At 59.7% G+C, this 15,881-nt stretch carries 9 protein-coding genes, 5 pseudogenes and 1 riboswitch; of the genes and pseudogenes, 5 read left to right on the top strand and 9 right to left on the bottom strand.

The features are described from left to right. The first annotated feature begins 391 nt into the window (after window positions 1–391). The 4 genes from AC04SF_RS35505 to metE all read left to right on the top strand — a co-directional run bounded on the left by AC04SF_RS35505 (window position 392) and on the right by metE (window position 8,191). Window positions 392–1,735, top strand: a complete 1,344-nt coding sequence (locus AC04SF_RS35505) for a serine hydroxymethyltransferase (protein WP_488481571.1) — start codon at window positions 392–394, stop codon at window positions 1,733–1,735. Between the two features lie 44 nt (window positions 1,736–1,779). Beyond that, entirely contained in the window at window positions 1,780–2,976 is a 1,197-nt protein-coding gene (gene metK / locus AC04SF_RS35500; RefSeq protein WP_488481570.1) for a methionine adenosyltransferase, read from the top strand. Between the two features lie 107 nt (window positions 2,977–3,083). Further along, complete coding sequence (locus tag AC04SF_RS35495; RefSeq protein WP_488481569.1) at window positions 3,084–4,076, top strand: adenosine kinase; 993 nt, start codon at window positions 3,084–3,086, stop codon at window positions 4,074–4,076. A gap of 1,473 nt (window positions 4,077–5,549) precedes the next feature. After that, window positions 5,550–5,748, top strand: a riboswitch (cobalamin riboswitch). A gap of 118 nt (window positions 5,749–5,866) precedes the next feature. Beyond that, a complete protein-coding gene (gene metE, locus AC04SF_RS35490; protein ID WP_488481590.1) occupies window positions 5,867–8,191 on the top strand; it encodes a 5-methyltetrahydropteroyltriglutamate--homocysteine S-methyltransferase in 2,325 nt (774 codons plus the stop codon). A gap of 451 nt (window positions 8,192–8,642) precedes the next feature. Here metE and AC04SF_RS35485 read toward each other — a convergent pair. From AC04SF_RS35485 to AC04SF_RS35445, 9 genes and pseudogenes are all read right to left on the bottom strand, one after another. Then, a pseudogene (locus AC04SF_RS35485) lies at window positions 8,643–9,592 on the bottom strand (LysR family transcriptional regulator). A gap of 389 nt (window positions 9,593–9,981) precedes the next feature. After that, complete coding sequence (locus AC04SF_RS35480; protein WP_488481568.1) at window positions 9,982–10,236, bottom strand: hypothetical protein; 255 nt, start codon at window positions 10,234–10,236, stop codon at window positions 9,982–9,984. A gap of 1 nt (window position 10,237) precedes the next feature. After that, entirely contained in the window at window positions 10,238–10,582 is a 345-nt protein-coding gene (locus AC04SF_RS35475; RefSeq protein ID WP_488481567.1) for a hypothetical protein, read from the bottom strand. Further along, the gene (locus AC04SF_RS35470; RefSeq protein WP_488481566.1) at window positions 10,583–10,960 is read right to left on the bottom strand and encodes a hypothetical protein; all 378 of its coding nucleotides are present in this window, start codon (window positions 10,958–10,960) and stop codon (window positions 10,583–10,585) included. It abuts the gene before it with no gap. A gap of 943 nt (window positions 10,961–11,903) precedes the next feature. Then, window positions 11,904–12,018 (bottom strand): annotated as a pseudogene (locus tag AC04SF_RS35465) (class I tRNA ligase family protein); the annotation flags it as partial. 69 nt (window positions 12,019–12,087) lie between these two features. Then, window positions 12,088–12,277 (bottom strand): annotated as a pseudogene (locus tag AC04SF_RS35460) (class I tRNA ligase family protein); the annotation flags it as partial. Window positions 12,278–12,429: 152 nt separating this feature from the next. Next, window positions 12,430–12,810, bottom strand: a pseudogene (locus AC04SF_RS35455) (MFS transporter); the annotation flags it as partial. A 6-nt stretch (window positions 12,811–12,816) separates the two neighbouring features. Then, a protein-coding gene (locus tag AC04SF_RS35450) for an IS630 family transposase (protein WP_488481589.1) occupies window positions 12,817–13,765 on the bottom strand; the annotation gives its coding sequence in 2 pieces (ribosomal slippage) (window positions 12,817–13,428 and window positions 13,430–13,765; 948 coding nt in all). An 89-nt stretch (window positions 13,766–13,854) separates the two neighbouring features. After that, window positions 13,855–15,123: pseudogene (locus AC04SF_RS35445) on the bottom strand (MFS transporter); the annotation flags it as partial. 493 nt (window positions 15,124–15,616) lie between these two features. Between AC04SF_RS35445 and AC04SF_RS35440 the strand changes: the two are divergent. Continuing rightward, a complete protein-coding gene (locus AC04SF_RS35440; protein ID WP_488481565.1) occupies window positions 15,617–15,817 on the top strand; it encodes a hypothetical protein in 201 nt (66 codons plus the stop codon). Window positions 15,818–15,881: the final 64 nt, after the last annotated feature.

Genomic DNA, 15,881 nt, shown 5'->3' with positions numbered 1-15,881 from the left:
CTTACCAATGATGACACTTGTCAGTCGCCTTCGCACGGCAGCGCATCTTGATCGCCTTCGAATACTGGGGCTTTGCGCGCATGCAGACCTAACTGTCGGTGAACTGGCTGAAATTCTAGGTCTGCGCCGCGAGCGGGTTGTGCACCATGTCCGGCTACTCGCCAGAGCCTCGTTTCTTTGCAGCGACGAACAACACCCGTGGCGCTCATACCACCTCAAAACGCGAGGCAAGGACAGTAGGCTGGTTCAGTTTCTGGTCGATCTCCTGCCCCACGCCGACGGCTGTCATGAACGAGACCTACGGCGACTCGAAGCGATGCAAAGCGAGCGGTCTAAAGGACTGCCTGCCTGATCGTGAAATAGTTCAATCAAGTTGGAGCGCGATCCCTCGATGGACAATTCCGCCGACCGCACTGGCCTACCCGACAGATGTGTGCCGTCGCGGTTGGCCGAGGTTGATAGCCGCGTTCACGAACTGCTTCTGAGGCAGGAGCGACAGGAGCGGACGACGCTCAAACTGATCGCTTCGGAGAATTTTGCCTCTTCGGCCGTGCTGGAAGCGACCGGCTCGATTTTCACGAACAAGTACGCCGAGGGGTACCCAGGTGCCCGGTATTACGAGGGAAACGAGATCGTCGATGAGCTTGAGAAGCTCGCCATTGAACGCCTGAAGGCGCTATTTGGCAGCGAACACGCTAACGTCCAACCTTATTCCGGCTCGCCGGCGAACCAAGCTGTCTATCGCGCACTTTTGAGCCCCGGAGACAAAGTGATGGGCTTGCCTCTTCCCAGTGGCGGTCATCTGACTCATGGATGGGCGGTCAACTTCTCAGGAACTGATTATAAACGCGTTCCCTATCGGCTCCACGAAGAATCCCAGCAAATCGACTATGATCGCTTGCGCGAGACGGCCAAGCAGGAACGGCCAAAACTCATTTGGGTCGGCGGAACTGCTTACCCGCGTGTCTTTGACTACGCCACGATGGCCGAAATCGCGTCGGAGGCGGAGTCCTATCTCGTGGCCGACATCGCGCACATCAGTGGCCTGATCGCCGCGGGAGCGCATCCCAATCCCGTAGCATATTGCGACGTCGTCAGCAGCACGTCCCACAAGTCAATACGGGGCCCCCGCGGGGGCTTCATTCTGTCAAAAAATGAAGATCGCTATCAAGCGCTCTATCATCTGGATAGCAAAGTCAATCTCGCCAAGCGACTAGATCGGGCGGTCTTCCCTCAACTGCAAGGCGGGCCTCATATGAATGTCATCGCTGCGCTAGCTGTCGCTTTGCAGGAAGCCGCGAACCCGTCCTTCCGTAGCTACGGTCAACAGATCGTCAAAAATGCCAAGTCCCTCGCCAAGGGGCTCATGGAGCGAGGTTATGACCTGGTCACGGGCGGGACTGACAATCACATGCTGATCCTCGATCTTCGGGAGCGACCATTGCCCGGAAAGGCCTATGCCGAGCGACTGGCAAAGGCCGGCATCATCACGAACTTCAACATGGTGCCGGGCGACCGGCGGCATCCGGCGCTCACAAGCGGAATTCGGTTGGGGACACCCGCGGTAACGTCCATGGGTATGCGCGACCAAGAAATGGTGCAAATCGCTGGCTTCATCGACTGCGTCCTCCGGCGGCCAGACGACGAAGGTCTCCATGCCCAGGTGCGAAAGGACGTTGCCGACCTGTGCACTGCGTTCGAGGTGCCGGGCATCACCGACCGGCAAGGCAGCTGAAGCAGAGCGCCCCGACAACTTTAACACCCGAAACGAGGCATTTCATGGCTAGGCAGTTCGTGTTCTCTTCCGAGTCGGTTGGCGCCGGCCACCCGGACAAGTTGGCCGATAACATCTCGGATTCAATCCTCGATGCATTGCTCCGCTTCGATCCGAAAGCGCGCGTCGCTTGCGAAACGTTGGTCAAGACATGTGAAGCCTTGGTGAAGACAGGGACAGTCGTTCTGGCCGGCGAAATTACCAGCAATGCAAGGGTTGATTACAGCCAAGTTGCCCGCAATACGATTCTCGATATCGGATATGATGATGAGGCCATCGGTTTTGACGGCCGGCGGTGCTCCGTCGTTGTGGCCATAACTGAGCAGTCGCCCGACATCAGCCAAGGCGTTGACGAGGGCAAAGGGCAGGATCTCGACCAGGGAGCTGGAGATCAGGGCCTCATGTTCGGCTACGCATGCCGCGAGACTGATACTCTGATGCCCTTGCCGATCCAACTCGCCCACTGCCTGACAAAAAGACAGGCGGATGTGCGGAAGGCAGGAGAACTCAGTTGGTTGCGTCCTGACATGAAATCCCAGGTTTCGGTGCGCTATGAAGGCTTGCGCCCCATCGCATTGGACACCATCGTCGTGTCGACGCAACACGATGAGCAGGTATCCCAAGAGACGGTCCGCGAGGGCGTGATTGAGGAAATCATAAAGCCAGTCCTACCGCCCCACCTGGACGCCGAAGGCGTCCGAATTCTGGTCAACCCGACGGGGCGGTTCGTAGTCGGTGGGCCACGCGGCGACTGCGGCCTCACTGGGCGCAAGATCATCGTCGATTCCTACGGCGGGATGGGGCGCCACGGCGGCGGCGCTTTTTCGGGCAAGGACCCGTCCAAGGTTGACCGCTCGGCTGCCTATGCGGCTCGTTATGTCGCGAAGAACATCGTCGCTGCGGGACTTGCGGACATCTGCGAGGTGCAGATTGCTTACGCGATCGGCGTGGCCAGTCCGGTTTCCGTCATGGTCAATACATTCGGGACCGCGAGAATTCAGGAGAAAAGGATTGAGCAACTCATTCTTGAGCTGTTCGACCTCAGACCAAAGGGCATTATCAAGATGCTTGATCTCTTACGCCCGATATACCGCAAGACAGCGACATACGGGCATTTCGGCCGTGAAGAGCCTGAGTTCACCTGGGAGAGGACTGACAGAGCCGACGAATTGCGTCGCGAGGCAGGGCTCGCCGCCCCGTGAGGGCCGGCGCCGAGTCGATTGGGAAGCGAAAAGTCCATTCCAACTGGCCACACCCACGCCGGGCCAGCGCGGCAAGAAACCGGCTCGGGTTTTTGGTGGAGACATTGATGCCGGATTATGACGTGCTTTGCATCGGCAATGCCATTGTCGACATCATCGCCCAGTGCGAGGAGGACTTCCTCGAGACCAACGGCATCATCAAGGGCGCGATGAACCTGATCGACACGCAGCGCGCCGAACTGCTCTACAGCCGCATGGGTCCGGCGATCGAAGCCTCCGGCGGCAGCGCCGGCAACACGGCGGCCGGTATCGCCTCCTTCGGCGGACGTGCCGCCTTCTTCGGCAAGGTCTCCAACGATGCGCTGGGCGATATCTATGCGCATGACATCCATGCCCAGGGCGTCGCCTTCGACACCAAACCGCTCACGGGCGAACCGCCGACGGCGCGATCGATGATCTTCGTGACGCCCGACGGCGAACGCTCGATGAACACCTATCTCGGCGCCTGCGTCGAGCTCGGACCGGAGGATGTCGAGGCCGACAAGGCATCGGGCGCCAAGGTCACCTATTTCGAAGGCTATCTATGGGATCCGCCGCGCGCCAAGGAGGCGATCCGGCAGACCGCCAGGCTGGCGCACGCGGCCGGCCGCGAGGTTTCGATGACGCTGTCGGATTCGTTCTGCGTCGACCGCTACCGCGACGAGTTCCTCGACCTGATGCGCTCGGGCACCGTCGACATCGTCTTTGCCAACAGCCACGAGATCAAGTCGCTCTACCAGACATCGTCCTTCGACGAGGCGCTGGCAAAGATCCGCAAGGACTGCCGGATCGCCGCCGTGACGCGGTCCGAAAAAGGATCGATCATCGTGCGCGGTGACGAGACCGTGGTCATCCAGGCGACGGCGATCCGGGAACTCGTCGACACGACCGGCGCCGGCGACCTCTACGCCGCCGGCTTCCTGCATGGCTACACGCAAGGCCGCGACCTCAAGACCTGCGGCGACCTCGGCTCACTGGCCGCCGGACTGGCGATCCAGCAGATCGGCCCAAGGCCGAGGCAGAACCTGCGCCGCGAGGCGGAGCAAGCCTGGCTGCTCTAGTTGGCGGCAAGACCAGATCCACCCGGTGCGAGCTGTTCAATGAACAGCGGGGGCAAAGAGGGATCTCAGGATCCGAGGCAGCAGGATCAAGGCTATGTCGGCACCGTTCAAGACAGGCAGGTGGCGGCGCCCCTGACCAGATCACGCTCGTCGTAGCTTGACTGGACGGGAACGTTGATGCCGCGCGTATAGAGGAGGGATCAACAGTCTCCTCTGAGGACTGCTGGGTTGCTGATGTTTCAATCTCGTCCCGACAAAGTGCAGCCCTCTGAATCCCGAAAGCGGAGTCGCATCTCCGCTCTGCGCCCGAGGGGATCACCGTAGTGCCGTCAATTGCCGCCTCGACATCTTTGCTTTCTACACACTCCAGGTGTGCATCAGGGGTGAGATGCAGCAACTCGGACTGGCCCAGCCAGCTGTCGGGTTGAGCGCCGGCAGGAAGCACAGCGCCTCGCAGCGCTCTTCGACGGCCCGATATGTCCTTCAGAGGCATCGAATGTCCTATCCATCGTCGCACTGGCTTCGGCCGCATGGGCTTCTCCACCAGGCCTCATTTGCTGCGCGCTTCACCCGGCGGACAGCAGACCGCGAAGCCGCCACGGCCGCGAAAATCTCGTGATGGCGGCTCGACTGCGCGACCGGCCCGCCATTTTGGGGCGACGTCCAGTGCAGTTGCCTGGCGTCGACCTCGCCCTTCATCTCTTGACCGCATGTTGCCTCGTCCTCTCAGCCAGCCGAGCCTCCCGACAGCCGGATAGATGATGACGATCCCCTCCTGGAGAATGTCTCGTTTGAAAAGCGTGACGGTCTGCGCCGCCTTATTTCCTCCGGCCGATCGCGTACCGTCTGCGGTTCTGCCGCGCTCGCGGCGAAACGCAGTCACTCTACCGTGCAACACACAATGGAAATACGACAGGCGCACCAGAAATGGTGGGGTCCGTGTCAAAGATTTCTAGGTAAACCCGCGAAAGCGAAACGGCATCTCTTGGTTTTGGCGTCGAGCAAGCTTTGCCTTTTGGCGCTTTTACGCTTCGAGCGGGCAGAATACCCGCAACCGATCCCGTGTGTATGAGTGCAACGTGTCAGAGCCGGATCTGCCAAATGCGGGCAAAAACGTCTGACCTGAGAAGAGACATAGGCACCTTGCCGACGCGTCATGTGTCTTGGCCTTTGGATTTCAAGAAGTCAGGGATGTGGGGCCCTCGATTCGGCGCTGAGGCCATTGATGATCGCCGGCATGTAGGCGATCGGATTGACGCCGCCGACTTGGCAGGCCGCGGTGGGCTCGAACAGCAAGCCGGCCGGAGTTCTCGATGTCTACTGGGCTTCGGGCGGTTCAATGCGTGGCCTGATTGCCGGTTGATCAGCGCGGTCGCAGTTACTCGCTCTCGGTGCAACCTATGCGCAACACCAAAATGTCACATAATGACATAAACATTTCTTTATGCGGTATTGACACACAGTTCCCTGCTGTGATTGTCTGCATGCCGTGGTTCTCCGTACGGCACTGCCGCATGGAGCTAAGAGGGAAGCCGGTGCGAGGCCGGCGCTGCCCCCGCAACTGTTAGCGGTGAGCCAACCCCACTCATGTCACTGAGGCGACAGCCTCGGGAAGACGGGGAGAAGCTATGACCCCGCGAGCCAGGAGACCTGCCACGACGAACTTTGTCCACGGGCGGGGTGTCTCGGTGGCCGCAGCAGCCCGGCGTTCGTGCCGGCCTACGAGGCGCCTTCTTGTCCCCACGCCCCAACCATCGGGGTATGGCATGACTGTCTCTCAGCAAATTCCTGTGGCAACGCTCGGTGTGCCGCGGTTCGGTCGCCGACGAGAACTGAAATTCGCGCTTGAAAGCTACTGGTCCGGAAAATCTTCCGCTACCGACCTTCTCACAACGGCGAAAGCGCTGCGTGCCGCCAACTGGGAAGAGCAGCGCGATCGCGGTGTGTCGAAAATTCCGTCGAACGACTTCTCGCTCTACGACCATGTGCTCGACACTGCAGAAATGGTCGGCGCGGTGCCGTCCCGATACGCCTGGAGTGGCGGCGAGCTCCCGCTCGACATCTACTTCGCCATGGCGCGCGGCGACCAAGACCAGACGGGGAGCTGCGGGCACTCTGATCAGGAGCGTGCGGCTGGCCCTGCCCTGACCGCGATGGAAATGACCAAATGGTTCGACACCAACTATCACTACATCGTGCCGGAACTCGACGATGATCAGACGTTTGCCCTCTCGTCGACGAAACCGGTTGATCACTTCCTCGAGGCTAAAGCCCTCGGCATTCATACACGCCCAGTCATCCTTGGACCTGTCACCTTCCTCAAATTGGCGAAGTCACCTGCCGAGGGTTTCAATCCCATCGCGCTGCTGCCGCGGCTTCTGCCCGTCTACGAGCAGCTCCTGCGGAGGTTGAAACTTTCGGGAGCCGATTGGGTGCAGATCGACGAGCCGGCGCTTGTGCTGGATCTAAACCCGAACGAACAAGCGGCCTTTGAATTTGCCTATGGGCAGCTGTCAAATGCCGCGCCCGAACTGAAGATCATGCTGGCTACCTATTTCGGTGCGCTGGGTGACAATCTCGACACGGCGATTTCGCTGCCCGCAGCCGGACTGCATCTCGATCTTTCGCGCGCTCCCGAACAGTTGGAGACGATTGGTCGGCTCGCGCCTAAGGATCTGGTGCTGTCGCTTGGCTTGATCGATGGCCGCAACGTCTGGCGCGCGAACCTGCCTGCCATTCTCGACCGCATCAAGCCGATCGTCGCCGGCTGGCCCTTGGACCGCGTCGAAATTGCGCCGTCGTGCTCGATGCTGCATGTGCCCATGGACCTTCGGATGGAGACGGCACTCGATGCCACCATCAGGTCGTGGCTCGCCTTCGCCGCGCAGAAGACCGACGAACTGGTGGTGCTGGCGAGGGCGCTGTTCGAAGGCAGGGATTCAGTGGCAGACGAGTTGACAGCTTCCGCCGAGGCTGCCGCTGCTCGCGCAGCGTCCGCAAAGGTCCATGATCCGCTTGTTGAAGGTCGGATCGCCGGCATTGACGACAGCATGAAGCAACGAAAGAACCCTTTCCTCGTGCGTTCCACGGTCCAGGCCCGCACGCTAAGCCTGCCCCCGTTCCCAACCACCACCATAGGATCATTCCCGCAGACGACTCGGGTGCGCAAGGCCCGCTCCGCCCACAGGAAGGGCGAACTCAGCTATCTCGACTACGACAGCTTCCTGCAGAACGAGACCAAGACTGCCATTCGCTGGCAGGAGGAGATCGGGCTGGACGTGCTGGTGCACGGCGAGTTCGAACGAAACGACATGGTACAGCATTTCGGCGAGCAGCTGTCCGGCTTCGCCTTTACCCAGAATGGCTGGGTGCAAAGCTATGGCTCGCGCTACGTGCGCCCCCCGATTATCTTCGGCGACGTATCGCGCCCCAATCCGATGACGGTGCGCTGGTGGGAATTCTCCCAGTCGCTTACGCAAAAGCCAGTCAAGGGAATGCTCACAGGCCCTGTGACCATTCTTAACTGGTCTTTTGTCCGCGACGACATTCCCCGCTCCGAGGTCTGCCGCCAGATCGCGCTCGCCATTCGCGATGAAGTGACGGACCTGGAAAGATCTGGCGCAAAGATAATCCAGATCGACGAGGCGGCGTTTCGCGAAGGCTTGCCGCTGCTAAAGCGCGATTGGCAAGTCTATCTGGACTGGGCGGTCGAATGCTTCCGGCTGGCCTCGACGGGTGTAGAGGACGCGACCCAGATCCACACTCACATGTGCTATTCGGAGTTCAACGCGATCATCGACGCGATCGCTGAGCTGGACGCGGATGTAATTTCGATTGAGACATCGCGCTCGGCAATGGAACTGCTGGACGCCTTTACGAGCACCAAATATCCGAACGAAATCGGTCCCGGGATCTATGACATCCACTCACCGCGCGTTCCGGAAGTCGCCGAGATTTCGGCCCTCCTCATGCTTGCGCGCGAGCGGCTCTCCGACCGGCAACTTTGGGTAAACCCGGACTGCGGCCTCAAAACGCGCAAATGGGATGAGGTCCGCCCTGCCCTCGTGAACATGGTCGCTGCAGCACTCGCGCTCCGGGAGAGAGTGCAGGCCTGAGGCTTTGCCAAATTGTCGTTATATGGTGCGTCACCGACTACTGGTAACGCAAATTTCCGCGAACCCCCTCGGTCCGCAGAACGCTATCAACCACCTTGGATAAGCTGCCTGAACATTATCTGGCCGGCCTCACCTTGGATACTGGCGTGGTGCCACCGCGAGGGGCAGACGACGGAAGCGTCGTCTGCCCCTTGATATTGTATCGGGCACTTGGCGTCGGTCGCGACCGCCTCGCGGCCTCGCCTCCGTGATGGTCCGTCATACCGTTGTTTGGGGCTTTCCGAAGCTCAGGCCACTCACTTTCCCGAGGTCTGCGAAACAGGTCTAGGCGTCGTCGAGGTTTCAGCCGGTAAGATAGGATAACCCCCTTACGTGACGCTATGATCTACGAGGCATTGGCAGAGCCAAACATCCGCGTACGTCCTCAACCCTCGATCAGATTGACGTTTCTCTAAGCCAGGCCCGGAGCCGTTGCTGACCAGTCCTTGCTCTCAATCAATGTTTTCACGACCTTGGGGATCAACTTGCGGACCGGGGACACGGCTGGAGAGAGCTCATCTTTCGGGTTGACCGCAAGCACAACGGAACGGGTGATTACTGGATCGATGATCTTAACGGTGCGGACCTGGCCTTGAGACGCCTCTTTCCGAATAGCGGACGGGGCAAGGATGAATATGCCTTTCCTTCCATGACCATATCGATGATCGTGGAAAGGGAGTCGACTTCGAATTTTATGTCCAAAACACAGTCGTGCTGGGCGACGACATCAGCCACCGAACGCCTGACATTGTTGTTGCGCGTGGGCACCGCCAGCGGGAACGCATGCAGGCCGGCGAGCGGTATCGAATCTTCAAAAGGCAGTTCACCCGGCAGTACCACTAAACAAAACTCCTCGCGGGCCAGCACCGTCATTGGCCCCACGCTCTCGGCAGAGCGATAAAGGACTGCCAGGTTGAAACGGCCGGTAGCGATCCACTCCTCCAGTGGCGCTGTCATGCCCTCGATCATCTTAAGCGAGATCCTTGGCAATTCGCTTCTTACCGATTCAAGCAGGGGACCACTGAGGACGCGGGAGGCTCCGGACGGAATGCCAATGGTCACCTCCCCCGAAGGAGCAGCCACAGTTTTGGTCAGTTCCGCCTCAGCGAGCTGAATTTCCTTCAGGATGATCCGCGCGCGCTCAAGCAGCTTGCCTCCCGCCGCCGTGACGCTGATGCCGGTCCTGTCGCGAACCAGAAGCTGGGTGCCGAAGCCATCCTCCAGCTGACGCACATGCAGGCTTAGATCGCTTTGAGCAATGTTGAGTATCGCGGCTGCTTTCGTGAAACTGCCGGCTTCGACGATGCCGACAAAGTATCTTAGCTGCCTGATGCCCGCGATGAACAAATCCAACCAGGGCATGATCCCCAGTCCTTTTTTATCTATCTCGACACGAGATGACAGGCAAGACAAACCGTCCGCGCCAATCTCTTACCGTTCAACGAGGATGCAAAGTCTTGACGCTCCGATCTGGCTGTTCGTCCGTCCGGACCTGCCGGCCACCGCGGGGCTCGTTGCGCTCAACGGTCGGAGCTGACACTGACGCTGGGCGGCACGCCAGCCGCGTTTCGGCAAATGAAATTCACGAGAAGCGCTGCGGGACGACAGTTTCAGCGCGGCCGTTGAGGTCGCCGTGGCGATCAATCGACGAACGGTGAGGAATACTCCTGTACATGCGCCAGACTTGCGCGCACACGCAGAAAGAAAATCCAAAATCGGACTCTTCTGTTGCGGCAACCACTAGCCTTAACTCACCAAGTGCCTCGGGTTGCTTCAATTATCGTTGCCACATCGTTCCGATGATGGAACTCCTGCAGCGAAGTCAGTGCTCTTAAGAAGTCACGCACATCCACTTCAATGTCTGCAAAGTCGGACGCAGGATCGAGATGAGCCACAGCTATTTCAACGCCCGCATACCCTTTCGCTCGCGTCGTGCGCCAGTTCCGCTCGATGATCGCTGCCAGAGCGCGCTCCATACCGATCGCGTCGCGCGTCTCGATACGCATTTCAGCCGTGCCCATCTTGGCTTTGAAAAGGAGCTTTGTCGCCCCGTCCTGGCAGCGCATGGGGGAGATGGATGATCGAATCGTCATGGCCCGCTTTCTCTATCCAGGCAATGCGAATGGCCGGGAATTCTGCGGTCGCGATTTCATAGACGCCCTGATGGAAGGCCGTCATGCGGGTGTCGCGCTTCTTTGAATATCCCGCGCGGGCATCGGCGATCGTCTCCCGCAAGACCTGAATCTTGAATGCATGCCGAATTTCGTCCTGGCTTACGAGCCAGGCGACGATCCGTTCGTAGGTCAGATATCCGTTCAGAAAATCCTTCTCCTCGGCAAGCAGCGCGTCCACCTATCGTTGCGGGGCGGCGAGAATGACAAGGAACGTATCCCATAGGCCGTTCGCAACGCCTTCGTCGCCGCGCATTCGGTATCGCTCGAACTGCCGCGCCATCCTGATCGCCCGGATTTTATTCTCGACCAGAAGGCCGCAGCGGCTCCCTTCATTTTCAAGCACGAGTTCGACATCGGTTTCGCCAAGCGAACTTTCGTGAACGCTTCGTCTTGCCGACTTAATCGAATACGGCTGCGTCATTCCGAGATGGCCAGCAACCGCCGTGATGAATTGCGGTTCCGAGCCCGCCAGTTCGCAAAGGATGAGATCGGTCATGACCTCCTCGACACGATTCAGCGTGCGGCTATCTGCGAAGACAGGCGAACGGGTCTCCATGGATTTCTTCTCCTCCCTCAAGGACAGCGCAGCGGACGCATCCGCTCCGGGTAAAGATGCAGGCGTTCATTCCTATACGGGTACAGTAACTCCTTCCTATCGCCCCATGACGGTGAGAGTTGGCCGCCCCCAAAGAGTTTGCACGGTGCGGCCGCGAGAACGCCCCTTGTGGCGCCCTATTCTATTTGGATGACAAGGCTGCGCGGCAGAACCAATGGGAAGAAATTTCCCGGAGCTACGATGGCTGCGCATCCAAGCGTCGCACTTACCAAAGAAAGAATGCAGTTCCTGCCGCAGCCATTGTCCTACCCCGTTTTTACACCAATCCCTCTTCTAGGCGAATGTAGGTGTTTTCTGATGCATGGCGTCGCCTGCTGAAATGTAAAGATGCGGTTGTTTTCGCGTCAATGGATTTCCTGGACGGATCGAAATGCACGATCTGAGGCAATTCGTTAAGACACATTACGGTATTCGTCACCAAGGAGGCAGCCCGGGGATGTGAAGCCTCCGGAGAAGCCACCAGTGCCAAGGGGACCATGATCTGCTGGGTTCGAACCGTATTCTTTTGGTCTTTGGCGCTCGCGGTCCTTGTGTTCGCCCTATGGTTCGGTATTACGACCTACAATCTCAATCCGCTGGCGCGTCTCGTCGTGGTTGCCATCATGGTGGGCTTCTCAGCACTGAGCCTGTTGGAGCTCAAGGGTCAAAGTGCGCCGGTTCTGCGGCGCGGAGTATCCGGCCCATGGGTTGGCCTTTGCGGCGGCGTAGGCGTTGACGGGAGACAGCGCCGGCGTCGCTTTACCGCGTGAGGTCTTGGCTGGTTACTTTGATCGACACGAACCACTCGATCGTGTGCGAGCGGATGCCTCATGTCGGGATTCGTGGCCGCGAGTATGCCGCATGCTGCAACATGCATCCGTCCGACTGCTCGGGAAACGGCATCATACGGATGCAGCAGCTTGTAGATCTCGTCGAGCACGAAGGCGACGCAGGCTGGCTCTGGCTGCCTCGTCCGTGCCCATGAACACCGGCTTCAGCAGCTCCAGATACCAGTCGCAGAACAAGGTTCCAGACGAAGCGGTGGGCAGCGTGCGCCGGCCGCCTCGTTGAAACTGCGCGACCTCGTTCATCTCGGCGAGCGCGCCGCGTTCCACAGCTTGGCGCCGAAATTGCGGTAGCCGGCGATGCGCGCCGGATCGAGCTTCATACCGCGCGCCTGCGCCGCCATGACGGTCAAGGTGAAACACAGCGCATCAGCGCGTATTCGTCGATGCGGTCGAACGGGTTGATGACGTTGCCTTTTGACTTCGACACTTTGACATTCTGCCCGCTTTGTTGCGCACCAGAAGGGAGAGGTGGCGGTGGGCGCTTCGGTCGCCACTTATGTAAGGCTCGTCCTCGCACTGAGCTATGGTGATGGAGCGCGATCAAGTGACAAGCCGTGTCCAACTCCGAAAGTTAGCATCTACTTACGGGCGCGATACAAAGGGCACTGGCTGAACCTGGCTGCCGGTGGCAGGGCTTGTCGACCGCTCGATCGAAAGAGCGAGACGAGGAAGAGACCCATCAGCCTGCAGAGCGGCAAGGCGCTCGCCTACCTCCCTGTCGGTCACCGTTAGCCGATGGTTTAGACGAAGATAGTCCGTCCATGTCGGGGTGCGGAATGTCTCGGTCCAAAGCGTCGGCTTCTGAAGGTCGCGCTGGAGGGTCCAGTCCCGCGCACCGGCACGGCTCTGAACGCGCCGCCTTTCGCGCATGCAGCGCAGAAATTCATCGATGTTCTCCTCGGCGATCAAGTACTCCACCTTGATCACGATCGGACCGCTCCTGGGCCTCGGATCAAGCGCTAGAGCCTTTCACGTTTTGACGGAAGCGTAGCCTGCGTTTTCGAAGTAGTGCTTGCATTCGGCCGCCTCGATGGTTTCGACGAGGTGGCCAATGTGGCGCCAAGTGTCCTCGACGGTACGTTTCTGAGCTTGGCGCATCCAGTGTTTGATCTTGGCGAAGGCCTGCTCGATCGGATTGAGGTCCGGAGAGTAGGGCGGCAGATACCAGAGCCTTGCGCCGGCAGCCTTGATCATCTGCCTGATGGCCGCCGACTTATGACTTCCCAGGTTATCCATGACGACGATATCGCCGGGCTTCAGCACGGTGACGAGCTGCTGCTCGACATAGGCGCGGAAGCACTGGCCGTTGATCGGGCCGTCGAAGACGCAAGGCGCCGCGAGCCGATCCCAGCGCAGCGCGCCGAGGAAGGTCAGCGTGCGCCAGTGGCCGTGTGGAGCCAGGCCGCGCAGCCGCTTGCCCTTCGGCCCCCAACCCCGCAGCGGAGCCATGTTGGTCTTGATCCAGGTCTCGTCGATGAAGACCAGGCACTGCGGATCGAGGCCAGTCTGCCAGGATCGCCATCGCTGACGCCTGCGGGCAACATCAGCGCGCGCCTGCTCAAGGGCGAACAGCGTTTTTTTTGAAGCTCAGGCCCTCGCGCCTCAAGAACATCCAGACCGTATTGTGCGAGACCTTGATCCCGCGTTCTTCCAACTCGTCCTTCAGCCGATGCAGCGTCAGTTCAGAGGTCTGATTGATCCGCTCCACGATGAAGGCCCGATGCGGCTCAAGAACGCGCTTGCGGTGTCCGCCCATCTTGCCCGGCGCCACCGAGCCGGTGGCACGGTAACGCTGCGACCACTTCACCACAGAGGAAACTGCAACGCCAAAGCGCGAGGCAACCGCACGACAGGTCTCCCCATCGCGAACTGCCGCTACTGCACGCTCACGAAGATCATTTGAAAGCGCTCGCGTCATCAGATGCTGGCCTCCAATCCAGACAGCATCTTGAATCACAAACATCCGACTTTGGGAATCCTACGATTCTCTCAAAGGAGGAAATGCTCTAGTTCTGGTGGTGTGAAGTCGAAGGCCCCTTGATCGGATTCTTCCCATAGCTGTATCGGCAATATCTTTCCCGCAGCTGCAACCAGCAGCAATGCCGCTGCAGCACCTTCCAAAGCCCACGTCAGGGAATAGTTCTGCGCGACAGTACCCCAGATCCAGCTTCCAGCTGCTATGCCGCCGTAGGTCAGAGCGTAATAGATCGACAGCGTGCGGCCAACCACCCACCTTGGGCTTGCCAACTGCACACACACGTCTGTACCGGTCCAGGTGACGACCCAGCCTGCCCCACCGATGGCAAGCGCGATCGCCGCCACAGCCACCGATGATGTGAGGGCCTGCAAAAGGCAACACGCTGCGCAGGCAATGGATGCGAGCGTGATCAATCGATTCTGGGACGTGATGTGTCTCAGGTAGCTATTGCCAATGCCGGCGATAAAGGCGCCAGTGCCGAAACCGGCCAACAGGACGCCGTAGACAATTGGACCACCGGCCAGTTGGTCGCGAACCAGCAGGGGGAGCAGAGCAAGGATCGAGATGCTTGACAGTCCGAACAGGGTTGCACGCACGATCGCCACTCTGATCTCAGAAGAGATCGCCGTGAAGCGCATGCCATCATGGATGGCCGTCGTCATCCTCTCGCGCGGAAGAGGCGAAGCGCGGACTTGCCATTTGGAGCGCAGGACAGCGCTCAACGGGACCAGGTCGCTCAGCGCTGCCAAGGCGAAAGCTGCCAGCGGGCCCAGCAACGCCAAAATCACACCGCCCAGCGCCGGTCCTATGCTTCGAACAACGTTGTAGCCCACCGACATCAGCGTCACCGCGGCGGGTATCTCGCGCTTTTCCAGAATATCACCGACCGAGGCGTGCCAGGCTGGATCATTCAAGGCAAAGCCGCACCCGGCCAAGAAACTCAGTCCCAGGATCAGCCATGGACTGACATAGCCCAGCCCCACAGAGAGAGCCAGCACCGTGGATGCCAACGCGATCAGGCAATGTCCGGCAAGCATCACCCCGCGGCGGCTGAAGCTGTCTGCAATCGCTCCAGCAAGGATCGACAAGAAGAAGGCGGGCAGTGCCGATGCGGCTTGCACGAGCGCAACCATTAGGTCGGAGGCCGAAATCGTGGCCATTAGCCAACTTATAGCAACGCTCTGCACGAGCCAGCCAAGGCTGGATATCTGCGTGGCTGTCCAAATCGAACGAAAGACCGGGTTCTGAAGAGGGATCAGTGTGGTTGCCACAAAGGGCGGGGAATCTTGACGCCGCATGACTTCTCACCTTCACGACGTAGTTCTTTCAGTCACTCAAAGCGGTGCGCTTGACGCACAGCCTGCGTCACAACCACGTTCCGATATCGCGCTCGCAACAAAGTTGATGTCGCATCCACGGTGATGATGCGCGATAAGTGTGCCAGTTGGGCGTCAGCTGGTCTGGGTCGCGCAGCCCGATGGGTTGCTGTCTGCCCTGCGACTCTTGGCCTGGACGGTGCTACCGCGCCGATGGACGGGTTGTCAAACTGCCGCGGTGCTTCGGGCGTTCATCAGGCACTGCAACGATGACAGGGCAGCATGACCAGTAGGCCGCCGGCGGTCATCGGGTGACGGTCCTCGACACCGATCCGCAACTGTCCGCCGTGGAGTGGAGTAAAAACAGTCGCCGCGCCGGGTACGCTCTTTCGAACAGCCACGTCATCTCTATCAGTCGACCGACGAACTGATCGATCGCCTGGCGCAATCCGACGCCGAGGACCTTCTGCTGTCGATGATCCAGCTGCTGCGGCAGGCCGACGCCAGCGTGCTTGAGACCTTTTTGTCACAACGGCCGACCTTCGCCTCCATCGCAACCGCCGGGACGCTCTACGAAGTCCAGCCCGTGAACAAGGCGGTGCAGGACGCTCGCGACCAGACGAATGCCCTGACCGCCGAGATCATCCGCAAACTGAACGGAGCCACCTCGCAATGAACGAGAAAAGCGATCGGACCGCAAACCAGCTGCCGCTGCCTGCCTTGAAACCGCGTGCCCGTTC

Source organism: Mesorhizobium sp. CNPSo 4671 (genome assembly GCF_057784245.1).
Note: the sequence above shows the minus strand (reverse complement) of the source record. Positions and strands in the feature narration are given on the sequence as shown.